The organism is Novosphingobium sp., assembly GCF_039595395.1.
In the GTDB taxonomy this organism is placed as follows: Bacteria; Pseudomonadota; Alphaproteobacteria; order Sphingomonadales; family Sphingomonadaceae; genus Novosphingobium.
This window is the reverse complement of sequence record NZ_JBCNLP010000001.1, coordinates 767383-792307: the sequence shown is the minus strand read 5'-3', so window position 1 is coordinate 792307 and position 24925 is coordinate 767383. Positions and strand designations below refer to the sequence as shown.

The 24925-nt window shown below is 65.9% G+C and carries 24 protein-coding genes and 1 other RNA gene; 8 read left to right on the top strand and 17 right to left on the bottom strand.

What is annotated here, in order from left to right; all coding sequences use genetic code 11:
• Nucleotides 1–66: 66 nt before the first annotated feature.
• From ABDW49_RS03730 to ABDW49_RS03715, 4 genes are read right to left on the bottom strand one after another with little or no spacing between them, the layout of a single operon-like run.
• On the bottom strand, nucleotides 67–657 hold the full coding sequence (locus ABDW49_RS03730) for an ABC-type transport auxiliary lipoprotein family protein (RefSeq protein WP_343609828.1): 591 nt from the start codon (nucleotides 655–657) through the stop codon (nucleotides 67–69).
• Between the two features lie 11 nt (nucleotides 658–668).
• Nucleotides 669–1607 (bottom strand): MlaD family protein, encoded by a 939-nt coding sequence (locus ABDW49_RS03725; RefSeq protein ID WP_343609827.1) that lies wholly within the window; start codon nucleotides 1605–1607, stop codon nucleotides 669–671.
• Between the two features lie 8 nt (nucleotides 1608–1615).
• Entirely contained in the window at nucleotides 1616–2491 is an 876-nt protein-coding gene (locus tag ABDW49_RS03720) for an ABC transporter ATP-binding protein (protein ID WP_343609826.1), read from the bottom strand.
• Nucleotides 2488–3597, bottom strand: a complete 1110-nt coding sequence (locus ABDW49_RS03715; RefSeq protein WP_343609825.1) for an ABC transporter permease — start codon at nucleotides 3595–3597, stop codon at nucleotides 2488–2490. The genes ABDW49_RS03720 and ABDW49_RS03715 overlap by 4 nt, the downstream gene beginning before the upstream one ends.
• A 203-nt stretch (nucleotides 3598–3800) precedes the next feature.
• On the opposite strand from ABDW49_RS03715, the gene ABDW49_RS03710 reads away from it, so the two are divergent.
• Genes ABDW49_RS03710 through ABDW49_RS03700 form a run of 3 tightly spaced genes read left to right on the top strand, consistent with a single transcriptional unit; the run spans nucleotide 3801 to nucleotide 8690 of the window.
• Nucleotides 3801–6539 carry a valine--tRNA ligase gene (locus ABDW49_RS03710; protein WP_343609821.1) on the top strand — a complete coding sequence of 913 codons (2739 nt, stop codon included), beginning with the start codon at nucleotides 3801–3803 and terminating at the stop codon, nucleotides 6537–6539.
• A 1-nt stretch (nucleotide 6540) separates the two neighbouring features.
• Nucleotides 6541–7284 carry a 7-carboxy-7-deazaguanine synthase QueE gene (locus ABDW49_RS03705; RefSeq protein ID WP_343609819.1) on the top strand — a complete coding sequence of 248 codons (744 nt, stop codon included), beginning with the start codon at nucleotides 6541–6543 and terminating at the stop codon, nucleotides 7282–7284.
• Nucleotides 7281–8690 carry an MATE family efflux transporter gene (locus ABDW49_RS03700; RefSeq protein WP_343609817.1) on the top strand — a complete coding sequence of 470 codons (1410 nt, stop codon included), beginning with the start codon at nucleotides 7281–7283 and terminating at the stop codon, nucleotides 8688–8690. The genes ABDW49_RS03705 and ABDW49_RS03700 overlap by 4 nt, the downstream gene beginning before the upstream one ends.
• A 240-nt stretch (nucleotides 8691–8930) precedes the next feature.
• Here ABDW49_RS03700 and ABDW49_RS03695 read toward each other — a convergent pair whose 3' ends face one another.
• The 6 genes from ABDW49_RS03695 to ABDW49_RS03670 all read right to left on the bottom strand — a co-directional run bounded on the left by ABDW49_RS03695 (nucleotide 8931) and on the right by ABDW49_RS03670 (nucleotide 16038).
• Nucleotides 8931–10586 carry a DUF87 domain-containing protein gene (locus ABDW49_RS03695; protein WP_343609815.1) on the bottom strand — a complete coding sequence of 552 codons (1656 nt, stop codon included), beginning with the start codon at nucleotides 10584–10586 and terminating at the stop codon, nucleotides 8931–8933.
• A 356-nt stretch (nucleotides 10587–10942) separates the two neighbouring features.
• The gene (locus ABDW49_RS03690; protein WP_343614114.1) at nucleotides 10943–11710 is read right to left on the bottom strand and encodes a TIGR02186 family protein; all 768 of its coding nucleotides are present in this window, start codon (nucleotides 11708–11710) and stop codon (nucleotides 10943–10945) included.
• Entirely contained in the window at nucleotides 11710–12612 is a 903-nt protein-coding gene (locus ABDW49_RS03685; RefSeq protein WP_343609813.1) for a sulfite exporter TauE/SafE family protein, read from the bottom strand. Before ABDW49_RS03685 ends, ABDW49_RS03690 begins: the two co-directional genes overlap by 1 nt.
• A gap of 150 nt (nucleotides 12613–12762) precedes the next feature.
• Nucleotides 12763–13965 carry a hypothetical protein gene (locus ABDW49_RS03680; protein WP_343609811.1) on the bottom strand — a complete coding sequence of 401 codons (1203 nt, stop codon included), beginning with the start codon at nucleotides 13963–13965 and terminating at the stop codon, nucleotides 12763–12765.
• Entirely contained in the window at nucleotides 13962–15449 is a 1488-nt protein-coding gene (locus ABDW49_RS03675) for a glycosyl transferase family protein (protein WP_343609809.1), read from the bottom strand. Before ABDW49_RS03675 ends, ABDW49_RS03680 begins: the two co-directional genes overlap by 4 nt.
• 160 nt (nucleotides 15450–15609) lie before the next feature.
• Nucleotides 15610–16038, bottom strand: a complete 429-nt coding sequence (locus ABDW49_RS03670) for a VOC family protein (RefSeq protein ID WP_343609808.1) — start codon at nucleotides 16036–16038, stop codon at nucleotides 15610–15612.
• 129 nt (nucleotides 16039–16167) lie between these two features.
• On the opposite strand from ABDW49_RS03670, the gene ABDW49_RS03665 reads away from it, so the two are divergent.
• Nucleotides 16168–16998 carry a metallophosphoesterase family protein gene (locus tag ABDW49_RS03665; protein WP_343609807.1) on the top strand — a complete coding sequence of 277 codons (831 nt, stop codon included), beginning with the start codon at nucleotides 16168–16170 and terminating at the stop codon, nucleotides 16996–16998.
• Between the two features lie 103 nt (nucleotides 16999–17101).
• The gene (locus ABDW49_RS03660; protein ID WP_343609805.1) at nucleotides 17102–17776 is read left to right on the top strand and encodes a hypothetical protein; all 675 of its coding nucleotides are present in this window, start codon (nucleotides 17102–17104) and stop codon (nucleotides 17774–17776) included.
• 275 nt (nucleotides 17777–18051) lie between these two features.
• Here ABDW49_RS03660 and rnpB read toward each other — a convergent pair.
• From rnpB to ABDW49_RS03640, 4 genes are all read right to left on the bottom strand, one after another.
• Nucleotides 18052–18474, bottom strand: an RNA gene (gene rnpB / locus ABDW49_RS03655) — RNase P RNA component class A.
• A gap of 31 nt (nucleotides 18475–18505) precedes the next feature.
• Nucleotides 18506–19234 carry an N-acetylmuramoyl-L-alanine amidase gene (locus tag ABDW49_RS03650; protein ID WP_343609803.1) on the bottom strand — a complete coding sequence of 243 codons (729 nt, stop codon included), beginning with the start codon at nucleotides 19232–19234 and terminating at the stop codon, nucleotides 18506–18508.
• A gap of 18 nt (nucleotides 19235–19252) precedes the next feature.
• Nucleotides 19253–19924, bottom strand: a complete 672-nt coding sequence (locus ABDW49_RS03645) for a histidine phosphotransferase family protein (RefSeq protein WP_343609801.1) — start codon at nucleotides 19922–19924, stop codon at nucleotides 19253–19255.
• A 59-nt stretch (nucleotides 19925–19983) separates the two neighbouring features.
• Nucleotides 19984–20394: a M67 family metallopeptidase gene (locus ABDW49_RS03640; RefSeq protein WP_343609799.1), complete on the bottom strand. Its 411-nt coding sequence runs from the start codon at nucleotides 20392–20394 to the stop codon at nucleotides 19984–19986.
• 16 nt (nucleotides 20395–20410) lie between these two features.
• Between ABDW49_RS03640 and ABDW49_RS03635 the strand changes: the two genes are divergently transcribed.
• The 3 genes from ABDW49_RS03635 to ABDW49_RS03625 all read left to right on the top strand — a co-directional run bounded on the left by ABDW49_RS03635 (nucleotide 20411) and on the right by ABDW49_RS03625 (nucleotide 23034).
• Nucleotides 20411–21466 carry an RluA family pseudouridine synthase gene (locus ABDW49_RS03635; protein ID WP_343614112.1) on the top strand — a complete coding sequence of 352 codons (1056 nt, stop codon included), beginning with the start codon at nucleotides 20411–20413 and terminating at the stop codon, nucleotides 21464–21466.
• A gap of 44 nt (nucleotides 21467–21510) precedes the next feature.
• A complete protein-coding gene (gene rpoH, locus ABDW49_RS03630; protein WP_343609797.1) occupies nucleotides 21511–22416 on the top strand; it encodes an RNA polymerase sigma factor RpoH in 906 nt (301 codons plus the stop codon).
• Nucleotides 22417–22704: 288 nt separating this feature from the next.
• On the top strand, nucleotides 22705–23034 hold the full coding sequence (locus ABDW49_RS03625; protein WP_343609795.1) for a hypothetical protein: 330 nt from the start codon (nucleotides 22705–22707) through the stop codon (nucleotides 23032–23034).
• Between the two features lie 149 nt (nucleotides 23035–23183).
• Here ABDW49_RS03625 and ABDW49_RS03620 read toward each other — a convergent pair whose 3' ends face one another.
• From ABDW49_RS03620 to ABDW49_RS03610, 3 genes are all read right to left on the bottom strand, one after another.
• Nucleotides 23184–23414 (bottom strand): hypothetical protein, encoded by a 231-nt coding sequence (locus ABDW49_RS03620; protein WP_343614110.1) that lies wholly within the window; start codon nucleotides 23412–23414, stop codon nucleotides 23184–23186.
• A 16-nt stretch (nucleotides 23415–23430) separates the two neighbouring features.
• Nucleotides 23431–24327 (bottom strand): tetratricopeptide repeat protein, encoded by an 897-nt coding sequence (locus tag ABDW49_RS03615; RefSeq protein WP_343609793.1) that lies wholly within the window; start codon nucleotides 24325–24327, stop codon nucleotides 23431–23433.
• 228 nt (nucleotides 24328–24555) lie between these two features.
• A complete protein-coding gene (locus tag ABDW49_RS03610) occupies nucleotides 24556–24816 on the bottom strand; it encodes a hypothetical protein (protein ID WP_343609791.1) in 261 nt (86 codons plus the stop codon).
• Nucleotides 24817–24925: the final 109 nt, after the last annotated feature.

The following is a 24925-nucleotide window of genomic DNA, read 5'->3' as shown; positions in this document are numbered from 1 at the left end:
GATCACGGGCGCGATGGGCTGCCGTGATAAACCGCTTCGCGGCGCGGAACCGAAGCGAAATTCAGCTTACCCCACCCACTCCGCCACCTGGCCGGCCAGCGTGTTGGCCGCGCGGTTCAGCGCCTGAGCCAGATCGCCGCCATTGGGCGAGACATCGGGCTCGGTGACCTCGAAGCGGTGCATGGTCACCTCGCCATTGGCATGGTGCAGCACCGCATCGTAGCGGATCACGGCAGAATGGCTCTTGGCGTCGTAACCCATCGCCAGCAGGCGCCCGTCGAGACGGGTGGCGCCAATGCCATCCTCATCCAGCGTGACCGGACGCTTGCCCGTGGCGCGCAGATCCTCGGCCAGCAGGTTGCGCAGCAGGCGCGCCGGGCGCTCGACCCAGAAGGCCTCCTTCATATAGGCGATCGCCGTGGGGCTGACCTGCACCGCCATGCGCGCGGTCGCCAGACCGCGATCGGTGTCAGGCTCGGCCACGACCAGCGTGTCGGCGGGCTTGAAGGCCGCCTGCGTGCCCGAGGGCGCCTTGGCGTCGGCGGTCAGCGTGTAAAGCTGCGCGGGCGCCTTGCCGCCGCCGATGCTGACGCAGGCCCCCAGCGCCGTCATCAACACCACCGGCACAGCCCACCGCAGCAGTTTCGCCTTGCTCATCTGTGGCCCCTTCATGGCTTATAGACCGGCACCTTGGGCGCGGCGAGCAGCGCCGCTCCGCCCTGGGAGTCGAGTTTTTCGGTGATGGCGCGCAGCGCCTTGGTGGTGGCGCGCAGATCGCGGATCGCAGCTTCGGCCTGAGGCAGCGTGTCGCTCGACAGGCGCGCGGTGGCCGGGCGGGCGGCATCCAGTTCGGCCTGCAGGGATTCGGCGGCATGCTGCGCGGCGTTCAGCGTATCGTTCACATGATGCACGATCGACGGGCCGTTGGGATCAAGCTGCTTGTTGGCGTTGGCCGCCACCGACTGAAACTCGGCAACGGCATCCTTGGCCCCGGCCAGCGTGGCGTTGAGGTTGGTCAGCGTCTGGCGCAATTGCGGCGAGGCATCGGCCAGATTGCCGGTCAGCCGGTCGGTGTTCTTGAGGATGCCTGCCAGATGCTTCTGGTTCTCATCGGTCAGCATGTTGCCCAGCTTTTCGGTCAGCGTGGCCAGACGCTCCATCAGCAGCGGCGCGTTGGTGAGCAGCTCGCCCAGTCCCGAACGCTTGGTGGGGATGACGGGAACGCCATCGGGGCCGATCTCGGTGATCGCCGGGCGGCCCTTCACGCCGCCGGCAAGCTGGATGTTCGACACGCCGGTGAAGCTGCCCTGGATGGTGGCGGTGGTGCCTTCCAGAATGGGGATATGATCATCCACCTCGATGCGCACGCGGACATAGGAGGGATCGCGCTTCCACAGCTCGATCTGCTTGATCTGGCCAGCCGGCACACCCGCGTAGGAGACCGCCGAGCCCTTGGCCAGACCGTCCACCGATTGCGGGAAATAGATGTCGTAGGAGTCCTGCTTTTCCTTGGCGAGATGCGCCATCCAGATGAAGGCACCGGCGACAAGGGCCAGCAGCGCCAGCGTGACGGCCCCTACCCAGACATGATTGGCGCGCGTTTCCATACTCGTCCCTATGCCTTGCTGCCGGGGTTGCTGTCCATCGGGCGTTTGCTGTCGCCTGACTCGCGGCTGGCGAGAGCGGCCCGCCCGCGTGGCCCGGCGAAATATTCCTGAATCCAGGGGTGGTCGCTTTTCATCAGCTCCGGGATCGTGCCCACGGCGATGACCTTCTTGTCGGCCAGCACCGCGACGCGGTCACAGATCTCATGCAGCGTGTCGAGATCGTGGGTGATGAGGAAGACCCCCAGCCCCAGCGTCTCGTGCAATTCCTTGATCAGGCTGTCGAAACCCGCAGCGCTGATCGGATCGAGGCCAGCGGTGGGCTCGTCGAGAAACAGCAGCTCCGGATCGAGCGCCAGAGCGCGGGCCAGACCCGCGCGCTTGCGCATGCCGCCCGAAAGCTCGGAAGGGTATTTGGCCGCCGCCTCGGCCGGAAGGCCCGAGAGCATCACCTTGAGGCAGGCGATCTCATGGAACAGCTCTTCCGACATTTTGGGGTAGAATTCGCGCAGCGGCACCAGCACATTTTCCGCCACCGTCAGCGTGGAAAACAGCGCGCCACCCTGAAACAGCACGCCCCAGCGGCTGCGGATATCGACCTCTTCGTTGCAGGCCTCGCCCATCTTCTGGCCCAGCACCTCGATGGTGCCCTCGGAGAATTGCTGCAGGCCGATGATCGAGCGCATCAGCACCGACTTGCCCGTGCCCGAGCCGCCCACCACGCCCAGAATCTCGCCCCGGCGCATGGTCAGCGACAGGCCGTCATGCACGGCATGATCGCCGAAGCGGTTGACCAGCCCCTCGATGCGGATGATCGCGTCATCGTCGTGGTGCGTATCAGGCTGCGGCGCGCCCCCAGCCTCGGAAATCGCCGTCTCCTCGCTCATAGCCAGCCGATCTTCGAGAAGAACACCGCGAAGAAAGCGTCGAGCACGATGACCATGAAGATGCCCTCGACCACCGCCTTGGTGGTGCGCAGGCCGACCTCTTCCGAATTGCCCTCGACCTTCATGCCCTGATAGCAGCCGGTCATGCCGATGATGAGGCCGAAGACCGGCCCCTTGATCAGCCCGACCCACAGGTCGAGCACCGGCACCACCTCCTTGATGCGCGAGAGGAAGGTGACGAAGGGAATGCCCAGCGCCAATTGCCCCAGCACCGCGCCGCCGATGATCGAGATCACCGAGGAATAGAAGCCCAGCAAGGTCAGCATCACCACGCAGGCGATGACGCGCGGCAGCACCAGCGCCTCGATCGGATCGACGCCGATGGTGCGCATGGCATCGACCTCCTCGGTCAGCTTCATCGTGCCGATCTGCGCGGCAAAGGCGCTGCCCGAACGGCCCGCGACCATGATCGCGGTCATCAGCACGCCCAGTTCGCGCAGGGCGAGGCGGCCGGTCAGGTTGATGGTGTAGATTTCGGCGCCGAACTGCTGAAGCTGCACCGCGCCCTGCTGGGCGATCACGATGCCGACCAGAAAGCTCATCATGCCGATGATGAACAGCGCATCGACGCCCACAAGCTGCAACTGGCGCACCAGCGCGGTCATCCGCAGCCGCGAGGGATGACGGATCACCTTGAAGATCGCCATCACCACCGCACCCAGAAAGCCGAGCGCCTGCTTGGTGCCGCTGATCCCGCCCAGCACCGCCGTCCCGACATCGCCGGGCACCTTGGTGAGCAAGGGCTCCTCGGGCGGGACGGTCTGCGTGTCGTCGGGCGTGTCCTTCACCGCCTCGATCAGGCGCTCGGCCTCGGGGCTGGCGCCCTCGATGGCGGCGTCCAGATCGCGCGACAGGCGATAGATCACCCAGGCGCCGACCGTATCGACTTCCTCCAGACCGGAAATGTCGATGACCTTCGCCGCATCCACCGCGCGCAGCTTCGCCTCGACCGGGCTCAGCGTCGAGACGACCAACTGCCCGCTCAGCACCAGGCGTGGTCCGCCATCGGCCTGATCTTCAAGAGTGAATTGCGCGGAGGCGGTCATGCTGGGGCGGTTGTGACTTTATAAGGGGATAGCAGGGGCGGTCATGCGGGAAAAGCGGGGTGGGAGCAAGCAGATACGCGCGAATGACGCCCGAAGGGATGAACGCGCAAGCGCGAGAACCGATACGCATGAAGGCCCCCACTTGTTCCCCCAGTTCGAAACGGGCCTTGCACGGGGTTGTGGCCACTGGCAAAGGCGCCAGCATGACCGAGGAATCCAGCCAGACTCAAGACGCGCTCGCGCTCGACAAGACCTTCGACCCCACCGGGATCGAGGCCAAGTGGTATGCCCATTGGGAACAGGGCGGTCTGTTCCGCCCCGCGCGCCCCGATGCGGCGCCCTTCACCATCGTCAACCCGCCGCCCAACGTCACGGGCAGCCTGCATATCGGCCATGCGCTGGACAACACGCTGCAGGACATCGTGATCCGTTACGAGCGTCTGCGCGGCAAGGACGCGCTGTGGGTGGTGGGCACCGACCATGCGGGCATCGCCACGCAGATGGTGGTCGAGCGCCAGATGGAGGCCCGTCAGGACAAGCGCACCAACTACACGCGCGAGGCCTTTATCGAGAAGGTCTGGGAGTGGAAGGCGGAGAGCGGCGGCACGATCACCGGCCAGTTGCGTCGCCTCGGCTGCTCGATGGACTGGAGCCGCGAGCAGTTCACCATGGACCCGCATTTCACCGGCGCGGTGGTGAAGGTCTTCGTGGACCTGTATAATCAGGGGCTGATCTATCGCGACAAGCGTCTGGTCAACTGGGACCCCAAGCTGAAGACCGCGATTTCCGATCTTGAGGTGGAAACGCAGGAAATTCAGGGCCATTTCTGGCACTTCCGCTATCCGCTGGCCGATGGCGTCACGCTGGCCGATGGCCGCGATCATATCGTGGTGGCCACCACGCGCCCCGAAACCATGCTGGCCGATATGGCCGTGGCGGTGAATGGCGAGGACCCGCGCTATCAGTCGGTGGTCGGCAAGTTCGTCAAGCTGCCGATCACGGGCCGTCTGGTGCCCATCGTGGCCGACGACCATGCCGACCCCGAACTGGGCAGCGGCGCGGTGAAGATTACGCCGGGGCATGATTTCAACGACTTCGAGGTGGGCCGCCGCGCAGGGATCGCCGCTGGCGACATGCTCAACATGTTCGACGCCGATGCCAATGTGGTGCAGGTGACGGACGGGCTGATCCCCGCCGAATATCTCGGCCTGCACCGCTTCAAGCGCGATGGCGTGGATGGCGCGCGCGAGGCTGTTGTCGCCGCGATGAAGGCGCTGGGCCTGCTGGTGCAGCACCCCGGCAAGGCGGATGCCGAGGGCAATGTGCCCATGCTGGATGCCGAGGCCCGCGTGATCCAGACGCCCTTCGGCGACCGTGGCGGCGTGGTGATCGAGCCCTGGCTGACCGATCAGTGGTATGTGAATGCCGCCGAGCTGGCCAAGGCCCCGATCGAAGCCGTGAAGACCGGCGCCATCGAAATCGTGCCCAAGAGCTGGGAAAAGACCTATTTCAACTGGATGGACAACATCCAGCCATGGTGCGTCAGCCGCCAGCTGTGGTGGGGCCATCAGATTCCCGCGTGGTATGGCGATGATGGCCAGTGCTATGTGGCGGAATCCGAAGAAGCCGCTCAGGCCAAGGCTGGCCCCGGCGTGGTGCTGACGCGCGATTCCGATGTGCTGGATACGTGGTTCTCCAGCGCCCTGTGGCCCTTTGCCACGCTGGGCTGGCCGGACCAGACGCCCGAGATGGTGGCGCGCCACTATCCCAACGATCTGCTGATCTCGGGCTTTGATATTCTGTTCTTCTGGTGCGCCCGCATGGCGATGCAGGGGATGCATTTCATGGGCGATGTGCCGTGGAAGCGTCTGTACCTGCATGGTCTGGTGCGCGCTTCGGACGGGCAGAAGATGTCCAAGTCCAAGGGCAATGTCGTCGATCCGCTGGGGCTGATCGACAAGTATGGCGCCGACGCTCTGCGTTTCTTCATGGCCGCGATGGAATCGCAGGGCCGCGATGTGAAGATGGATGAAAAGCGCGTCGAGGGTTACCGCAACTTCGCCACCAAGCTGTGGAATGCCGCGCGCTTCTGCCAGTCGAACGGCATCACCGGCAGCAATTCGGTGGCCGCGCCTGCTGCCACTTCGGCGGTGAACAAGTGGATCATCGGCGAGGTGGTGGAAACCGTCGCGGCGCTGGACAAGGCGATGGAGGACATGCGTTTCGACGCCGCCGCCGCCGCCATCTACCGCTTCGTGTGGAACGACTTCTGCGACTGGTACATCGAATTGATCAAGGGTCAGTTCGACGCGGAGACCAAGGCTGTCGCGGGCTGGGTGCTCGACCAGATTCTGGTGATGCTGCATCCCTTCATGCCCTTCGTCACCGAAGAGCTTTGGGACAAGCTGGGCACCCGCGATACGGCGCTGATCGTCTCGCAGTGGCCCAAGCCGGATGCCACGGTGGACGCAGATGCCAAGCGCGAGGTCGAATGGCTGATCGCGCTGATCGGCAATCTGCGCGGCGCCAAGGTGGAGCTGGGTCTGGCCCCCGGCGCCCGCCTCGAAGCCTATCTGCCCGAGCCGAGCCCCGCCACGCGCGGCATCATCGAGCGCAACCCCGGCGCCATCGACCGTCTGGCCCGCCTCTCGGCCATCCACTTCTCGCCCGCCCCTGCCGGCGCGGCGATGCAGGTGGGTGCCGGTGACGCCAGCCTGATCGTGCCGCTGGAGGGCCTGATCGACGTGGCCGCCGAAAAGGCGCGCCTCGCCAAGGCCATGGCCGTTTCGCAGAAGGAGCGGGATTCGCTCGACAAGCGCCTGTCGAACCCCGCCTTCGTCGAAAAAGCCAAGCCCGAGGCCATCGACAAGGCCCGCGCCGACCATGCCCATCATTCGGCAGAGGCCGAACGCTTGGCAGCGGCGCTGGCACGGCTGGGGTGATATGCTGGCTCTGGCAACCATAACTCCGGGAAAACCGGAGATTTTTGCCGCGTTGCAAGGTGAAGGGGCGTCCATCGGGCGCCCCTGCGTCTTCCTGCGCCTGTCGCGCTGCAACCTGGCCTGCCAGTGGTGCGACACCGCCTACACCTGGCATTTCGAGGGCGACAACCGCCCGCACAAGGACGGCATCGCCTTCTCCCGCACCGACAATCAGGTGACATGGAGCGAGGAAGAGACCGCTAACCGCATCAAGGAACTGGGCGGCCATCTGCCCTTCCCGCGCCTGGTCATCACCGGCGGCGAGCCGCTGCTGCAAGGCCCCGCGCTGGTCAAGCTGCTGGCCCATCTGCCCGGCTGGCGCATCGAGGTGGAGAGCAACGGCACCGTCGCGCCCACCGCCAAGCTCGATCCGCTGATCGCCCAGTTCAACATCAGCCCCAAGCTGGCCCATTCCGGCAACCCCGCCGATCTGGCCCTGCCGCCTGCGCGCCTCGACGCATGGGCGGCGGAACCGCGCGCATGGTTCAAATTCGTGGTCGCCACGCCCGATGATGTGGAACAGGTCCGCGCCCTGGCCGCCGTCCACGCCATTCCCGCCGAGCGCATCTTCCTGATGGCCGAGGGCCGCGACAGCGCCACCCTGCGCGCGCGCCAGATCTGGCTGGCCGACCTCTGCATGCAATTCGGATACAGCCTGACCGACCGGCTGCACATCCACCTCTCGGGCGATACGAGAGGGACATGAGCGACGCGCCCGCCGATACAGCCCCGCCGATGGCCCGCCTGCGCGGCGATCTGACTCAGGGTCCGATCCTGAAGACCCTGCTGGCCTTCTCGATCCCCACGCTGATCTCGAACCTGCTGCAGACGCTCAACGGCACGATCAACTCGATCTGGGTCGGGCGGCTGATCGGCAATTCGGCGCTGGCCGCCACGGCCAATGTCAACATCGTGATGTTCCTGACGATGGCGGCGGTCTTCGGCTTCGGCATGGCCACCACCGTGCGCGTGGGCCAGCATTTCGGCGCGCGCGACATCCCCGCCGCCCGCGCCACCTTCGGCACCGGCGTCGGCTTCTGCCTGATGATCTCGGTGGTCGTGGGCCTGCTGGGCTGGCTGCTGGCCGCGCCCTTGCTCGATGCACTGGGCACGCCGGGCGAAAGCCGGAACGAGGCGCTGGATTACCTCACCGTCACCTTCCTGACGCTGCCGCTGGGCACGCTCTCGATCATGGTGGCGATGGGGCTGCGCGGGATCGGCAACTCCCGCCTGCCGCTCTATGCCATGATCCTGACCGTGGCGATCGACGTCGCGATGAACCCGCTGCTGATCCGGGGCATCGGCCCCATCCCGGCGCTGGGCATCACCGGCAGCGCGCTCTCCACCGCCGCCGCCAACTTTGCCGGATGCGTGGCGATGCTCGGCTGGATCTACTGGAAAGACCTGCCACTGCGCCTGCGCGGCGCCGAATGGGGCTGGCTCTGGCCGCGCCGTGCCGAACTGGCCTATGTCATCACCAAGGGCCTGCCCATGGGCGCACAAATGCTGGTGGTCTCCTCCGCCGGCGTGGTGATGGTGCGCCTGGTCAACCACGAGGGCGCCGCCACCGCCGCCGCCTATGGCGCCGCGCTGCAGCTCTGGAACTACCTCCAGATGCCTGCCTTCGCCATCGCCAGCGGAGTGAGCGCCATGGTCGCCCAGAACATCGGCGCCGGGCTGCACGATCGCGTAAAAGCCATCACCTTTCAGGGGCTGGCCTCCACCACGGTCTTCACCGTCTCGATGGCGACGCTGATGGTGGTCTTCGCCCGCGCGCCGCTGGTGCTGTTCCTGGGCAGCCACAGCCCCGCCCTGCCCATCGCCACCCATATGCAGGCCATCGCCACATGGTCCTATGCGCTGACCGGGATCATGATGATCCTGTCAGGCACGATGCGCGCCTATGGGGCGGTTATCACGCCCCTGGTGGTGATCTTTATCTCGCTCTACCCGGTGCGGCTGGGGTTCTATTACGCCGCCTATCACACCATCGGATCGGAAGCGCTGTGGTGGGCCTATCCTGTTGGGTCCGCAGTGTCGGTGATGCTGATGATCGCGGCCTATGCGCGGCCGGGGTGGCGGGAGCAGGTTATGCTAAAGGGCAAGAAGTAAGAAAGATGCGAGGGGGTTACCCCCTCGCGCTCCCATGACGTTTTCCGGCGATAGGGCAGCGGCGCCCGGTCGTTGTGTGGGAACTCTCCACCTGCGCAACCTAAGGCGCCGCAGGCTTTAAAAGTCCTGCCTGCGGCGCAGCAAGCTAGGCGCAAGGCCGAACCCTTGGCGCAACGTGGACAATAATGGGAGCGCGAGGGTGTAACACCCTCGCATCAACCCTTTTCTTGAAAACCCGGCTTACCGCCCCTGAGCCCGCCACCGATGCACGGTACGGACGACCATATCGTCCTCGCCCCCGGTCTGGCGCCACAGCTCGCTGAACGACGGGTCTGCCGAGGCGGGCCGCTTTTCCGGTTCCAAATCATCGAAGGCGATCCGCATCGGCACGGAAACCCCCTCGCCCACCACGATGCATTCGCGGTTGCGCAGGGCGGGGATCGAATCGAGGAAGGCCTTGCCGCCTTCGGGCATGGCCGCTTTCACGAAGGCCTGGTCGCGATCGTTGTTGAGGCGCATCGCGATGATCGTGCCGACCTGGGAGAGCACGCCCTCGGCCAAATCCGACGGGCGCTGAGTCACCAGCCCCAGCGCGACGCCATATTTGCGCCCTTCCTTGGCGATGCGCGACAGGATGCGGCCCACCGAGCTGGTGTCGATGTTCTTCTCGCTGGGGATGTAGCGGTGCGCTTCCTCGCAGACGAGCAGGATGGGGTTGGTCTGCTCGCGCCGCGACCAGATGGCGAAATCGAAGACGAGGCGCGAGAGCAGCGCCACCACGGTCGAGGTGATCTCGGATGGCACGCCCGACACATCGATGATCGAGATCGGACGCCCGCGCGCGGGCAGGCGGAACATGCGGCCCAGCACCTCGACCATCGTGTCGCCCACCAGCATGCCGGAGAAGAGGAACTGATAGCGCCGGTCGCCCTTCAGCTCTTCCAGACGGGTGCGGATGCGCATGTAGGGCGCCGAATTGGTCGCCTTGTCCAGCTTGCCCATCTCGTTCTGCAGGATCGCGCCAAGGTCAGAGAGCAGATAGGGGGTCGGCGAATCCACCGTGATGCGGCCCACATCGTCGGCAAGGCGGTTCTTCTGGCGCGCCTGAAGCAGACAGCGGCCGAGGATCTCGGCATCGATCTGCCGCATGTCGCCCCGGCTGGAGAGGAGAATTTCGCAATGCTCCTCGAAATTCATCAGCCAATAGGGAAGCTGCAGGTTGGAAACGTCCAGCGTCATGCCCTCGTTGCGGAAGGCGCTGGCATATTCGCCATGCGGGTCGATCATCAGCACATGGCCCTGAGGGGCGCTCTGGCAGATGCGGTGGAGGATCAGCGCGAGGCTGGTCGATTTGCCGGTGCCGGTCGAGCCGAGCAGCGCGAAATGCTTGCCCAGCAGGGCATCGATGTAGAGGCTGCCGCGAATGTCGCTGGTGGGGAAGACAGTGCCCACCTCGATGGTGTTGCGCCCGTCCCCGGCATAGACCGCCAGCAGATCGCGCGTGGAGGCCGGATAGACGAAGGCGCCGGGCAGCGGATAATTGGTGACGCCGCGACGGAAGGCCTGGATCGCGCCATCGGCCTCGTCAGCCATCCCCTCGCCGAGGAAGTCGACGGTGGCCAGCACGCCCTCACCGGCGCGGCGGCCCTGCTTCTGGTCGCGCACGCTGGCCAGCAGCCAGCGGTTGCCATGGCGGATGCGGATCTGGCTGCCGACCTGGCCGGAAAGCGCAATTGCCGGATCGCCGTCACGCGCGCATTCACCCAGCCGGTCGAGGTCCAGCGCGACCACCGAGCCGCCACCGGCGATCTCGATCAGCACGCCGATGGGCAGGGACGCATTGCCCTGCGGCGTCGCGAGGGCGCCTTGCGCCGCGTCGAGCCCGGCAGCGCTCATGGGTGAAGGGGAGCCTTGCGGGGCTCCGTCCGAATGGTCGCCGGGGAGGCCGAAGGCCTGAGGTTGGTTCGCCAGCATATGCGGTACCCGTTGTCTTGTGCCGAATCCATATTGGAGACAGCCTTAGGTCCGCGTGGTTAATTTCGCTCTAACGCCGGTTCGTTTTACCATGGAAAGTTCCTTAGGTGGCGCACGATGCTCTAGGCGTCCGTTTGGAAAATGCGCAAAAGCGCATTTTCAGCGCGGCACCAGCCCTCTCCCCCGCCCGGCCACCCACAGGATACGATCGATGGGTGACCGGGCGGGGGAGAGGGCTGGTGCCGCAAATTCGGCTTCGCCGAATGTCCAAACGACCTCTAACGCTTCACGAAAAGCCGCCCCGCCAGCCAGCCCATCAGCACCGACAGGCTGACCGCCAGCAGGCCATAGGAAAAGGCGCTGTGGCTGGAAAAATCGGCCACGGCCTTCTCCATGCCCTCCTTGCGCACCTCCACCCGCGACACGGCGGAGGCCAGCACGCGGCCCTGGCTGATGGCGAAGGTTTCCGCCGTATAGGTGCCGGTCTGCACGCTGGACGGCAAAGTGATGCGCGCGCGATAGAGCACCTGATCGGTGATCGTCACGCCATGGTCGTTCTGCGCATAGAGCCCGCGCCGCGCCATCAGCTCGGCCAGACCGGCGGCAAAACGCTTCTGCAGGGCCGGGTCCACCGCCCCGCCCGGCGAGAGCTGCAGCGAATCGAGCCCCATTTCATAGATGGCGGCGGTGCGCTCATCGACGATCTTGTTGATGGGCCGGGTCGAGGCCATGGCATAGAAGCTGGGCACCGAGCGCAGCGTGGTGCTGTCGGCATTGACCCACATGCCCGCCATCTTGCGCTTCTCGCGCAGCACCATCGGGCTGGTCGGCCCTTCCAGCACCACGACGATGTCGTAATCGCGCCCGGCGCGATGGCCCTCGGGCGTCATGATCGCGCCATAGAGCAGCAGGTCGGCGCCGGTGAAACCCTGGCGCAGCAGCACCTCATGCTGGGAAACGTCGGGCACGAGGATCGGGCGCGGCGCGGGTGCCCTCGCCCCCGTCAGGGTGATCAGCGCAAGTGCCAGCAGCCCGAAACGCCGCATCACAGCGGGCTCACGGTAAAGATTTCATCGGGATGCCATGTCAGCCCCAGCACCATCCGCGCCGCCACCATCAGCACGATCACCGCCAGCGCCAGCCGCAGCTTCACCGGAGAGGCCTTGGCCGCGAACAGCGTGCCCAATTGCGCCCCCGTCACCGACCCCAGCAGCAGCAGCGCGGCCAGCACCACATCCACCGCATGGGTGGTCAGCGCATGGATCATGGTGGTGGCCATGGTCACGAACAGGATCTGGAACAGGCTGGTGCCCACCACCACGCCCGCGCTCATGCCCAGAATGTAGAGCATCGCGGGCACCAGCACGAAGCCGCCGCCGATGCCCATCAACATGGTGAGAATGCCGGTAAAAATCCCCAGCAGCAGCGGCGCCAGCGGCGAAATATACAGGCCCGAGCGATAGAAGCGCCAGCGCAGCGGCAGCGTCGAGACCAGCGGATGGTGGCGGCGCTTGGCTGCCTCGCTGCTGGCGCCGCGCATCGTCTGGATGCTTTCCTTCGCCATCAGCCCGCCGATCGAGCCCAGCATCACGACATAGAGGATGTTGATGACCGTATCGATCTGCCCCAGCCGCTGCAGCAGATTGAACAGCGCCGATCCCAGCCCCGCGCCGATGATGCCGCCGGCCACCAGCACACCGCCCATCTGGTAATCCACCCCGCCGCGCTTGCCATGGGCGATCACGCCCGAAACGCTGGCGCCGGTGACCTGAGTCGCGGCGCTGGCGGCGGCCACCGTGGGGGGAATGCCGTAGAAGATCAGCAGCGGCGTGGTCAGAAAGCCGCCGCCCACGCCGAACATGCCCGACAGCAGGCCGGTCAGCATGCCCAGCCCGACAATAACGAGCCCGTTGACCGAAAGATTGGCGATAGGAAGGTAAACATCCATGAGTGCGGGCAAACTAGCGCATCGTGCGAAAAAGTGGGAACCGGTTTTTCGCAAAAAACGATGCGCCAGCAAAAACCCGTGGCGCGCTGGAAAGGCCGGATCGCCCTCCGATCCTTTGAACATGTTTCAGGGCATATTCTCAAAAAACGTTCAGAAGCCAGCCGCCAGTGTCATGGTCGGGCCCGAGCCCGGCATGGCCTGCCCCGCCACACGAAAGCGCCAGTCGAGCGAGAGATGCGCCCCGGCCCGCCCCGTGGCGAAGGCGACCGTCGCCCCCGGCCCCACATCCAGCCGCCCGGCGCCGCGCTGCGCCCCGCCCCAGATGCCGCCGCCCAGCCGCAGCTCGCCGCGCGCATGGTGGCTGGCGACATGCTCCAGCCGGAACTGGCCGTCGACAAAGGGCGTGGCGGCCAGACCACCGACATAACCGGCCTGCACATAGGTTTCGGCCCGCAGCGCCAGCGGCAGCATCACCGGCGGCATTTCGGTCACCAGAGTCACCGCCGGGCGCAGGCGGGTGATGCCGCTGCTGAAGCGGCTCATCCGCCCCTCCACCAGCGCCGCCAGAGGCAGCGCAGGCACGGGCCGGGCCGAGAAGCCCAGCGCCACCTCACGCTCGCCCGTGCCGTTGAGCGCGCCATAGGCCCGGCCATAGACCGTCGGGCCAAAGCCACTGGCAGGCGCCAGCCGATAGCGCAGCACGGCGCCAAGCTGGTTCGCGCCATAGCTTGGGAGCAGCAGCGTGCCGCCCGGCGCCCCGCTCCGCCCGCCGCCCTGCCGCAGGAGCAGCCAGCCATCGGCGGACCAGTGAGGCAGACCTGCCCGATGGTCGGAAGGCGGAGCGGAAGGGGCTTGCAGCATGGGCGCGGCGCGGGGCGGTGCCAGCGCGACGGTGGAAGGGTTCGGCGGCGATGGGACCAGTTCAGTGTGAGATCGAACAGTAACAACTGCGGCCATGACCGAAGCCGGATTATCCGGTCTTGCAGCGCCCGCCATGGCCAAGGTCGCAAAAAGAGCCATATGTTTGCCCCGTGCAGCCCCTCGCATGCCGAGCATCACCTGTCGCCCCGACCTGCCGGGCAGTGCGGCGCCGGACGGGGCGAGGATCAGCGGCGTCGCGCCCTGCCCTATGCCTCCCACAGGGCGCGAAGGATCAGTGTGTCGATCAGCTAGGCCGAAACTCGTCTGCCCCACCGTCTCGCCATGCCGCCAGACGGAGAAATCCGCATCGCCACCATCCCATGTGGCCGCCCGCACGCCAACCCAGCCGCCCAGAATCGCCAGCAGCACAAGGATCGGCTGCCCCTTGCGCCGCGCCGCCGGAGGGCGAGGCTCTGGGGGCACAGCGCTCATGCGGGGAGACCTGCGCCAACGATCGGCCCCACTTCGGGAGCCTCCGCGACAGCCGCTTGCCTTCGCGCCAGCACAGGATGATCGTGATGCGGCGTCTTGTCCCACACCACGGCAATGCCGCGCAGGGTCCGGCCATAGGCCACCAGCGCCCGCCGCCCGGCCATGATGGTGATGATGTTGGCCACCGGAATGCGCGCCATGGCCCGCAGCCCCTCGGCCAGACCATATTCGCGCGCCGAAAAGCCGAAGCGCATCGCCATGCGCCACAGCAGCCCCAGAAAGCCCAGCCAGACCAGATGATGCACCGCCTGCGGCACCAGATCGCCCTCGATCCAGTGCAGCGCGCGCAGGGGCGCCATTGCCGCCTGAAGCAGCAGCAGCGCATAGGCCATGCTGAGCACCAGCGCCACCAGCGGCCCGCGCCGGTCACGCAGCGCCATCCACACATCGACCGGCCGCCCGATCCAGCCCAGCCGGTCCCAGCTCTGCAGCGCGATGCCGTGAATCCAGCGGGTCTTCTGCCGCACCGCCCCCGCCACCGTGTCGGGGAAATAGCTGCGGGTGGCGATCAGCTCGCCCGTCTCGTCACGCAAGCGCAGAAAGCGCGCCTTGCCGCCCAGATGGGTGACCAGCAGGCCGATCTCATAATCCTCGGTCAGGCATTCGGCGACGAAAGGCCCGCGCTCGCCCTGCTCGCGGCGGATCGTGCCGATGCGCGAGAGCATGCTGCGGGCAAAGCCACAGCCCACCCCCGCCGCGGGCAGCGCCGCCCCCAGCGCATCGCGCACGGTCAGCACGCGCGTATGGCTCTCGACGAACTCATCGGCATAGTGCCCGCCCACCCAATGCGGCCCCGGCTGCAGATCTGGGCGCACCGGAAGCTGCACGAAGTCCACCTGCTCCAGCGCCTCGGCGATCAGCCCCAGCGCGCGCGGATGGACCATATCCTCGGCATCATGGAGCACCACGCCCTGAAAGCGCCGCCCCAGCCGCTGCTCGTCATCGAGCAGCGCGCCATAGAGCCGGTTGAGGCAATCGGCCTTGGTGGTGGGTCCGGGCCGGTCGTTGATGACGATGCGCACCCGCCCGTCATGCCCCGCGGCCGCCATCGCCGCCGCAACGGTCGCCCCATCATTGCCATAGCAGCCGACATAGAGCCGCAAGGCCTCGCCGCGCCAGGCGCTCAGCATATGGGTGATGGTGGCGCCGATCACCTCGGCCTCCTGCCAGGCGGCGATGAAGACGGCGATGGGCGGTGTGGCCGGGCCCGGCGGAGTGCGGGTGGAAGGCGAGACCGCACTCTCCAGCCCTCCACAGCGTAAACGCAAGGAAAACCAGATTAAATCGATAAGAACCTCGTCGATCATGCCGACGACAAACCAGAACAGCGAAAAGAACAGCAGCTCCCGCTCCAGAAGCTGGAGCCAGTGAAAGCCTTGCCAGACATGGGCTCCGCCGCCCGTTACAAGACCGCCGCCAACCATGAGCCCCTCGCCATGGACCGCCAGACCATGCCGGCAACCAAAGCATGCAGGGATTTCACGCGATTCTCAAATATAAAGCAGGGCCGTTAGGATAAAATTAGTCTTAATTAAAAAGGAGAATGGGCGGCGTTTCATACCGCCGCCCACGCCATGCTTCAGATCACCAGCTTCCGGTGTTGGGCATCGAGGCCCAGGGCTCGGCCGGTTCGAGATGGCCGTCCTGAAGCAGCTCGATCGAAATGCCGTCGGGCGTCTTCACAAAGGCCATATGGCCGTCGCGCGGCGGGCGATTGATGGTGACGCCCGCATCGGCCAGCGTCTGGCAGGTGGCGTAGATATCCTGCACCTGAAACGCCAGATGGCCGAAGTTGCGCCCGCCGCTGTAGCTTTCGGCGCTGCCATCCTCGGCAGGCCAGTTGTAGGTCAGCTCGACCTCGGCGTCCTGCCCCGGCGCGGCCAGATAGATCAGGGTGAAACGGCCCTGCTCGCTGGAAAAGCGGCGGGTTTCCTTCACGCCGATCAGCTCGAAAAAGCGGATCGTGGCCTCCGGGTCGGTCACGCGGACCATGCTGTGCAGATATTTTGTCATGTGGGGGGATCTCCATTGGGGGGCGGCGCTTCCTCCTAGCGCGGGAAAGCACCGGCACACCAGAGGGCTTGAGCCCACGCGCCCCGCCTAGACCCTCAACGCCTTGACCCTCCTCAGGCGGCTACCTATGTGCGAGCCATCTCAACCATGTTGAAAGCCCTGCGTTCCCTTATGCGGCCCGGCGCCGCCACACCCCCGGCCCGCGTGCCGCCGGGGCAGCGCGTCTATGCCGTGGGCGACATCCATGGGCGGGCCGACCTCTTCGCCCGGCTGATCGACGCGATCGAGGGCGATATCCGCCGCCGCGACCGTAACGGCACAGGCGTGGAAACCATCATCGTGCTGCTGGGCGACCTGATCGACCGCGGCCCCGACAGCCGGGGCGTGCTCGATCTGGCGATGCGCTGGGGGCAGCAGCGCCCCATGCATATCCTGCTGGGCAATCACGAGGAAATGCTGCTCGACGCCGCCGAGAAGCTGGAGGTGCTGCGCCACTTCCTGCGCTATGGCGGGCGCGAGACCCTGCTCAGCTTCGGCATCGACGAAGACACCTATGAAGCCGCCAGCTTCGAGGAGGTGCAGGCCCTGCTTCACGCCCATATCCCGCCCGCCACGCTGGATTACATCCGCGATTTCAAGAATATGGTGCGGATCGGCGACTATCTTTTCGTGCATGCCGGCATCCGCCCCGGCGTGGCGCTGGAAGGGCAGACCACCGGCGACCTGCGCTGGATCCGCGAGCCCTTCCTCTCCAGCACGCAGAACCATGGCGCGGTGGTCGTGCATGGCCATACCATCTCCGACGCGGTGGAACTGCGCCCCAACCGCCTGGGGATCGACACCGGCGCCTATGAATCCGGCCACCTCACCGCCATCGGGCTGGAGGGCGAGGCCCGCTGGCTGATCCAGACGGAAGAAGGCGCCAACGGGATTAGCGTGGATTTTCAGGGCCTGCCTTGATCCGCGCCGCGCAGGCCCCTAAACCGGCAACGGATTTCCCGACGATCATTGCAGTGACCGGCGCGGCCCACACCATACCGGACCCGAAAGGCGCAAGACGGCGATGATCCTCCCCCTTCTGCTCGCCGCGCTGCTGGCCGCCGTTCAGGCCGAGCCTGCGCCAAGCACCTCTGCCATGGACGTGCCCGACCCCGAGCACCTGATCGAGTCCGAGGATTACCCCCAGTTCGCCCTGATCCACGACCTGTCCGCCGCCAGCGTGGTGGAGGTCTTCGTCTCTCCCCAGGGCCGGGTGATCGACTGCAAGGCGGGCAAGAGCTGGGGCGACAACCAGCTTGCCGACGGCATGTGCGATATCCTGAAATACAAGCACCAGCCCCCCGCCCATGACGCGCAGGGCAAGCCGACCTACGGGCTGGTGCGCGGCCTTGCCCGCCTGTTCATCCCCGGCACCGGCGACGGCGACCGCATCCGCCCGCTCGAAGCGCCCGCCGATGTCGAGATGTCCACGCCGCATCTGCCGGGCGGGCTCGACCGGACCGAGGTAAAGCTGCTGCTCTGGGTCTCGCCCGAGGGCGTGGTGGAGGACTGCCGGGCGGGCAAGGGTGAAAGCCAGCTCGATCTGGTCGCGGCGGTGTGCCCCACAGCGCGCAAGCTGGCGCCGGGGCAGCATGTGGGGATCGAAGGGACCAGTGTGGCGTTTGTGATGGGCGTGAAGGCTGCGTTGGTGGCGCAGGATGCGCGGCCCGTGGCGCGTGAGCCGGAATTGGCGCCTTGAGGTTTTCTTCAGAAGAGAAGTGAAGATGCGAGGGCCATCGCCCTCGCGCTCCCTTTAATGTCTGCGTTGCGCTTCGGGTTCGGCCTTGAGCAAGGTCGCCGCGCCGCAGGCTTTAAACGATAGATAAGGCGCGGGGCTTTCTGCCTGCGGCGCCTTTTCGTTGTGCAGGTGGAGAGTTCCCACGCAACGACCCGGCGCCACAGCCTTTTCGTCGGAAGACGGAATGGGAGCGCGAGGGGGTAACCCCCTCGCATCTTCTTACTTTCAAATCTTAAAACGTCAGGCGGCCTGTAAGCCGGGTTCTGTGGAGGCCCCTCGTATCCCGAAAGACGCGGAGGCCAACGGCAGCCATTCCTCTTGGCGGCATGTTGCCATGCTGCTCCAGCAACCAACCCGGACGACTGGCGTGAAACCCGCCTGCTCGTAAAGAGCGCGCCGTCCCTATTCGGTCTTGCTCCGGGTGGGGTTTGCCGTGCCGCTTGTGTTACCACTCGCGCGGTGCGCTCTTACCGCACCGTTTCACCCTTACCGTGCCCGAGAGGCTTTGGCGGTCTGTTTTCTGTGGCACTGTCCCTCGACTTCGGACCAAGATCCTCGCCGGGCGGGCGTTACCCGCCACCCTGTTTCGTGGAGCCCGGACTTTCCTCGGCAGGCATTCGCGCGAACGCAAACCCTGACGCGGCTGCCCGGCCGCCTGACGCCGGGGCGACTAGCAGGCTTTGTTACAGCTTACCACGGGAAATCGTCGCCGCCGCAATCGTCGTCTTCGGCGGCGTCGCGGGCGAGCAGCAGTTCGAAGAGGAGCGCCCCCACCTCGCCGTCCAGCTCGCCATCCACGATACGCGGGCGGAAGCGGCGCTGGAAGGCGGTGATGGCAGCGCGGCCATCAGCCACATCATAGCCGAAGCGCTCCAGCGAGAGGAAGAAGGCGCCGGGGTTCTCGTGGAGCAGGCGGATGCGCGGCTTGGGGGTGGCAAGGGCGAGGCCATAGCGCGCCAGAACCTCCCATTCGAACAGCTCGCCCGGATCGATCTTGCGGACGGGGGCGACATCGGAATGGCCCACCACATTGGCCGGGGCGATGTTGTGCCGCGCCATGATCCCGGCCAGCAGCGGGATCAGCGCCTCCATCTGGGCCTCGGGGAAAGGGCGATAGCCCAACGTATGGCCGGGGTTGACCAGCTCGATGCCAATGCTGGCCGAATTGACGTCGGTGATGCCGCGCCAATAGCTGCGCCCGGCGTGCCACGCCCGCTTGTCCTCGGCGACGAGGCGGTGGACGGTGCCATCCTCCTCGATCAGGTAATGGGCGGAAACCTCGGCGGCGGGGTCGCACAGGCGGTCGAGCGCATCCTGCGCGCTCTTCATGCCGGTGTAGTGCAACACCACCATGCTGACGGGCAGCTTGCGCTCGTTCCAATTGGGCGAAGGCGTGTCGCGGTGGATCAGTTCGTCCATGTTGCGCCTCGCCCCCTATCAGCCAACCGGCAGCACCGCGCCCATCACCAGCGCATCGTCACTGCGCGCATATTGCAACTGGCCACCCAGACGCGCGGCGATCGCGGCCAGCATGGCGGCGGGCGCCGTGCGGCTGGACAGTTCGGAGGTCGGCAGGCGGGCTTCCAGCGCCTGACCGATGGTGTCGTCGAAAGCAATGCGCGGACCAGCGGCGCGCACCACGATCTCGGCCAGATGGCGGCCGCCATCGGCGCGGACCTCGGCGGCGATGTCCACCGTGCCGCCGCGCACCAGCGCCTCGATGGCGATCAGCGACAGGTTCAGCAGCGTCTTGACCGCGGGCTTGGGCAGCGCATCGGCGCCGACCTGCCAGTGGATGGTCAGGCGGTCCTTGCCCGCCACCAGCGCGTCGATCAGCGCCTTGGGCTCGGCGGTGGGGATGCTTTCGCCAAAGCCGCCGGCAGCGCCGAAGGCCAGGCGGAAGAACTTCAGCTTGTCGGCGCTGGTGCGGGCGGATTGCTCCAGCAGCTCGAAGCAGCGCTGGCGCATCGCGGGGTCTTTCTCCTCGGTCAGCAGTTCCAGACCGTTGGAGAGCGCGCCCACCGGGCTCAGCAAATCATGGCACAGGCGCGAGCAGAGCAGGCTGGCCAGTTCCAGTGCCGCGTCGGTGTCGATCGTTTGATTGGACATTGAGGCAATTTCCCGAGGGGCGTTAAGAGAATCCGGCTGGCCACCCCTATGCCTGCCCCTTAACCCTGTTGAACGGGCGAGGAAAGCGCTTCGAAGCCATCCGGCCCATCCCGCCACCATGTGATCGTGTCGGCGGCGACAATTGCCCACAGTTTTCCGTCATGCGCGGCCATGGCGGCATCGGTGGCCGAGGGCGCCGCCACGCCGGAGGGATGGGAGTGATAGCAGCCCAGCACCTGAGGGCCGCCCAGCCGCGCGGCGCGGGTGGCGGCGATCAGCACGGCAGGGTCGATCTCGAAAAATCGTTGCGGTTCAGCATCTACGTTGGCGGCGGGCAGCAGGGCCGCGACTCGCGCGATCCCGCCTTCTTGCGCCTCGCCCAGCAGCAGGCCGCAGGCTTCGCGGGGGGCTTCGCGCGCCGCCAAAGCCAGCAGCTGCGCGTGAAGGCCCCTTGTCAGGATGATTTGCATGCCCATTTTAAGAGTAATGGATCAGGGGGCAACAACACTTCAAGGGCGCATTCGCACTGCGGGCCGACTCGACCGCGCGCTGGCGGAGGCCTGCACGGGCACGCTGCCGGGCGGCGGCGACCTCAGTCGTGAGCGGGTGAAAGCGCTGATCGCGGAAGGCCGCGTGACGCTGGACGGCAAGCCTGTCAGCTCGGGCGCGGCCAAGGCGGCAGCAGGCATGGCTTTCGCCATCAGCATTCCCGAAACCGTGCCTCTGGAGGCGGTGGCGCAGGACATTCCCCTCACCATCGTGCATGAGGACGAGTATCTGATCGTGGTGGACAAGCCCGCCGGGCTGGTCGTTCATCCGGCGGCGGGCAATCTGGACGGTACGCTGGTCAACGCCCTGCTGCATCATTGCGCCGGGCGACTCTCCGGCATTGGCGGCGTAGCGCGGCCCGGCATCGTCCATCGCATCGACAAGGATACCTCCGGCCTGCTGGTGGTCGCCAAGAGCGATGCCGCGCATGAAGGGCTGGCCAAGCAGTTCGCCGATCACTCGATCGAGCGCGCCTATCTCTGCCTCACCCATGGCACGCCGATGCCGCCCCAAGGCACGCTGCGCGGGACGATCGCCCGCCATCCCACCGACCGCAAGCGCATGGCCCTGCTGCCGCCGGGCGACGAAACCGGGCGCGGCAAGCATGCCGTCACCCATTTCCGCCTGCGCGAGGGGATGGACAGGGCCGCCCTTGTCGAGTGCCGTCTGGAGACCGGCCGCACCCATCAGGTGCGCGTTCACATGGCGTCCATCGGCCATCCGCTAATAGGCGATCCTGTGTATTGCCGATCACAGAAATCGCTAAAACCCCTCCTTTCCGAGCTCGGTTTTGCCCGGCAGGCATTGCACGCCGCCGTTCTGGGGTTTATCCATCCGGTCACCAGCAAGACCTTGCGGTTTGCTAGCGACCTCCCCGCAGATATGCGGGACCTTTTAGCCCGGTTGGGCAGTTACCATGCCGACCAGCCGGGTTATTTCCTGCCGGAACCACGCGGTTCCGGTGCGTGGCCGCCACCGAGGGATGCCTCTTAAGGGTCCAGCAAGGGCGAGCTGACAGTTAAAGGACGATGAGACCGATGAGCACCGAATCGAACCTGCCCGCTGTACCAGCCCCCGCCACGGGGGAAGCCGGGCTCAACCGATATATGTCGGAAATCAAGAAATTCCCGGTGCTGACCGCCGAGCAGGAATATATGCTCGCGAAGCGCTATGCCGAACATGAAGACCCCGATGCCGCGCGTCAGCTCGTCACCAGCCATCTGCGTCTCGTGGCCAAGATCGCCATGGGCTATCGCGGCTATGGCCTGCCGATGACCGAGCTGATCTCCGAAGGCAACATCGGCCTGATGCAGGGCGTCAAGAAGTTCGAGCCCGAACGCGGCTTCCGTCTGGCCACCTATGCCATGTGGTGGATCAAGGCCAGCATGCAGGAGTTCATCCTGCGTAGCTGGAGCCTGGTAAAGATGGGCACCACGGCGGCGCAGAAGAAACTGTTCTTCAACCTGCGCCGCATGAAGAAGAACATCGACGCCTTCGAGGACACCGACCTGCACCCCGATCAGGTCAAGAAGATCGCCACCGATCTGGGCGTGTCCGAGCAGGACGTGGTCAACATGAACCGCCGCATGATGATGGGCGGCGATGCCTCGCTCAACATCAGCCTCAATGAGGAAGGCGAAGGCCAGTGGCAGGACATGCTGGCCGACCACGGCCCGCTGCAGGATGAAACGGTCGCCGAGGCTCAGGAAGCCGGCTGGCGCCACGCCATGCTGACCGAGGCCATGGGCGATCTGAACGACCGCGAGCGCGCGATCCTGACCGAACGCCGCCTGACCGATGACCCCAAGACTCTGGAAGAGCTGAGCCAGACCTACAGCGTCAGCCGCGAACGCGTCCGCCAGATCGAGGTGCGCGCTTTCGAGAAGCTGCAAAAGGCGATGCAGAAGATCGCGACGGATCGGCGTTTGCTGCCCGCGCATTGAGGTCTGCGATTGCGGAGTGTGAAAGAGCCGGGGTTTGCGCCCCGGCTTTTTTGTTTCCGGTTAAGAGGGAAGGGAAGATGCGAGGGGGTTACCCCCTCGCGCTCCCATGAATGTCTGCGTTGCGCATAACCTGTCGGTTCGGTGCGCCGCAGGCTTTGAAAGCCCCGGCACTGCTCCCGTTGGCAAGGATTTCCTGCCTGCGGCGCCATAGGGGCCGTCTGAAATCTGCGCCTATGCAAACATATTGGAAATCAATACCATGGCACTTCATTTGAAAGTGGAAGCGCCATGCCCGCCCAGCCACCGCCGATCCCACCCGTCAGCGAACAAAATTTCGACCTCGCCCATATCCCCAATGAGGATGACAGGGTGGATTTTCACGTGCGGCCGAAGAGTTGCGCGCCGGGGCAGATGGGCGAAATCGTGGTCTGCGTGCAGCGTCGCGAGAAGAACCGTCTGGACACCCCCAACGGCAATTTTCCAGAGAAAACAGGCCTGCCAAAAGCTCAGCTCAATCTTGGCGAAGGCAAGACCCTAGGCGCCACAATGGAATCAGGATCGATGGGGCCCGGTGTGGTCAGCAATCGGCTTATGGTGAAAGGCACCATCAAATTCTGATGCCTTTCAAACCAGCCCACCCCCACGAAGCGGCGTGAAAAACGCCAACGTCGCACCCAAAGCGCGACGCAGCCATTAAAGGGATTGCAAAGGGCGATGGCCCTTTGCCCGCCGGAGGCATGTTAACTCCCCCGAACCTCCCTTAAACATCAATGATGCGGCGGAGCCTGATGCTGCTGCGCCTGCTGCGCCGCCTTGTGCTTGTAGTAAGCCCGCGCCGCCACACAGCCGCCCACCGCGCCCACCACGGCGTGATGCCCGGCGTAGTGCCCAGCCACTGCCCCGGCGACGGCGCCGCGCACGCAGCCCTTGGCCTGCGCCTGAGCCGGGCTCAGGCTGACCAGCGTGCCGAGGGCGAGGATCGAGAGAATCTTGCGCATCACGAAGGCCTCCTTCTTACCAGTCATCATTGCCGCCGCCCGAGGAGCTGTCGTCCCACGAGCCGCTGTCGGAAATGCCGAAGTCATTGCCGCCCATATCCTGATTGTACTTGCGATCGTCGTCATCGTCGCGGCTGGACGACACATCGCGCTCCACCACGCGCTCGCGGTCATGGTGGTCGCCGAACATGCGGTCGATCACGGCCTCACCGGCTGCGAAACCGGCACCGGCCGCCGCGCCACCGGCCAGCGAGCTCATGATGCCGCCGCCCATGCCGCCCTGCTGCTGGGGCGGATAGCCCTGCTGCGGATAACCGCCACCCTGATAGCCGCCGGGCCAGGGGCCGCCCTGGGGACCAGCGCCATAGCCCGGACCGCCAAAGCCCTGCTGGCCGCCATAGGGGTTGGCGGGCTGGGGCTCGTAATAGCTCTGCTGCGCCTCGCTGCGGCGGCGCAGGAAGGCCACCACCAGAAAGACCAGACCCAGCACCACGATCACCGGAACCCAGGGGAAGCCGTGATGCTGGCTCGGCGCAACCGCCGGGCGGTCAGGGACGAGCGTGCCGCCCTTTCCCCCCGCGCTCAACTGCTGCTTCAGCTCGGCGACGGCCCCGGCCTTGGCGAAAGGCAGGCCGGGCTTGAGCTGCTCGGCCTTGGCCAGTTCGGTGCGGGCCTCGTCGAGGCGGCCAGCCTTGGCCAGCAGTTCGGCCTCGACATAGTGGGCCCGCGGGGCATTGGGGTGATCCTTCAGGACCGGCTGCATCATCTCCAGAGCCTTGTCGATCTGACCGGCCTTGGCGGTGGTGTAGACCTCATCGATCGTGGCATCGGCGGCCATGGCGGGCGCGCTCAGCACCAGGGCCAAAGGCAGGGCGGATGCCAGAGCCAGCTTGCGGATCGAAAGCGTCATCATACGTCTCCACACACGCACCATTGCCACATCGAAGAGATGCCGGAAACAAAGGCGCAACGGGCGCGATCTGGGAAAGCTTATCGCAACTTCAAGATGAACGCGCGGTGATCCTGAATAAAATACGCTCACCGGCCTGCCCCAAGGGCCCGATTGTGGGGCCGGACCGGTCCCAAAGGCTTACGGACAACGCCGTAAGCCCCGCCCCATGCAGGGGCAACCATTCATGCCTTACAAGGTTTTGTATCCCTGACGCCTGCGCAAGGACCGTGCATGCCTGATCCCGACACCGTCTCCGCTTTTCATCAGCCGCTGGTGGAGCTGGACGAGACGGATTACCGCAGCTTCCGCCGGATCAAATCCGCGCTGCTGCGCCATGGGCGCCGCGCGCTGGCGAAACTGTACGAAAAGATCGCGGATCATCCGGTGGCCTCGGCGCGACTGCCCGATGCCGACTGGCGTGACAGGGCCGCCGACCTGCAGTTCAGCCATTGGGAAAACCTGTTCTCCGACGGCTTCGACAGCGAAGCGCTGGCCCGCTCCGAGCAGCTCGGCACCTTTCACGCCAAGGGGGGGGCTGACGCCGGACCTCTACATCAGC

Coding starts and splice junctions, on each gene's coding strand:
- ABDW49_RS03730 (WP_343609828.1), bottom strand. CDS start 657: ATGAGCAAGGCGAAACTGCTGCGGTGGGCTGTGCCGGTGGTGTTGATG.
- ABDW49_RS03725 (WP_343609827.1), bottom strand. CDS start 1,607: ATGGAAACGCGCGCCAATCATGTCTGGGTAGGGGCCGTCACGCTGGCG.
- ABDW49_RS03720 (WP_343609826.1), bottom strand. CDS start 2,491: ATGAGCGAGGAGACGGCGATTTCCGAGGCTGGGGGCGCGCCGCAGCCT.
- ABDW49_RS03715 (WP_343609825.1), bottom strand. CDS start 3,597: ATGACCGCCTCCGCGCAATTCACTCTTGAAGATCAGGCCGATGGCGGA.
- ABDW49_RS03710 (WP_343609821.1), top strand. CDS start 3,801: ATGACCGAGGAATCCAGCCAGACTCAAGACGCGCTCGCGCTCGACAAG.
- ABDW49_RS03705 (WP_343609819.1), top strand. CDS start 6,541: ATGCTGGCTCTGGCAACCATAACTCCGGGAAAACCGGAGATTTTTGCC.
- ABDW49_RS03700 (WP_343609817.1), top strand. CDS start 7,281: ATGAGCGACGCGCCCGCCGATACAGCCCCGCCGATGGCCCGCCTGCGC.
- ABDW49_RS03695 (WP_343609815.1), bottom strand. CDS start 10,586: ATGAGCGCTGCCGGGCTCGACGCGGCGCAAGGCGCCCTCGCGACGCCG.
- ABDW49_RS03690 (WP_343614114.1), bottom strand. CDS start 11,710: ATGCGGCGTTTCGGGCTGCTGGCACTTGCGCTGATCACCCTGACGGGG.
- ABDW49_RS03685 (WP_343609813.1), bottom strand. CDS start 12,612: ATGGATGTTTACCTTCCTATCGCCAATCTTTCGGTCAACGGGCTCGTT.
- ABDW49_RS03680 (WP_343609811.1), bottom strand. CDS start 13,965: ATGAGCGCTGTGCCCCCAGAGCCTCGCCCTCCGGCGGCGCGGCGCAAG.
- ABDW49_RS03675 (WP_343609809.1), bottom strand. CDS start 15,449: ATGGTTGGCGGCGGTCTTGTAACGGGCGGCGGAGCCCATGTCTGGCAA.
- ABDW49_RS03670 (WP_343609808.1), bottom strand. CDS start 16,038: ATGACAAAATATCTGCACAGCATGGTCCGCGTGACCGACCCGGAGGCC.
- ABDW49_RS03660 (WP_343609805.1), top strand. CDS start 17,102: ATGATCCTCCCCCTTCTGCTCGCCGCGCTGCTGGCCGCCGTTCAGGCC.
- ABDW49_RS03650 (WP_343609803.1), bottom strand. CDS start 19,234: ATGGACGAACTGATCCACCGCGACACGCCTTCGCCCAATTGGAACGAG.
- ABDW49_RS03645 (WP_343609801.1), bottom strand. CDS start 19,924: ATGTCCAATCAAACGATCGACACCGACGCGGCACTGGAACTGGCCAGC.
- ABDW49_RS03640 (WP_343609799.1), bottom strand. CDS start 20,394: ATGCAAATCATCCTGACAAGGGGCCTTCACGCGCAGCTGCTGGCTTTG.
- ABDW49_RS03635 (WP_343614112.1), top strand. CDS start 20,411: ATGGATCAGGGGGCAACAACACTTCAAGGGCGCATTCGCACTGCGGGC.
- rpoH (WP_343609797.1), top strand. CDS start 21,511: ATGAGCACCGAATCGAACCTGCCCGCTGTACCAGCCCCCGCCACGGGG.
- ABDW49_RS03625 (WP_343609795.1), top strand. CDS start 22,705: ATGCCCGCCCAGCCACCGCCGATCCCACCCGTCAGCGAACAAAATTTC.
- ABDW49_RS03620 (WP_343614110.1), bottom strand. CDS start 23,414: ATGCGCAAGATTCTCTCGATCCTCGCCCTCGGCACGCTGGTCAGCCTG.
- ABDW49_RS03615 (WP_343609793.1), bottom strand. CDS start 24,327: ATGATGACGCTTTCGATCCGCAAGCTGGCTCTGGCATCCGCCCTGCCT.
- ABDW49_RS03610 (WP_343609791.1), bottom strand. CDS start 24,816: ATGGCTGAACTGCAGGTCGGCGGCCCTGTCACGCCAGTCGGCATCGGG.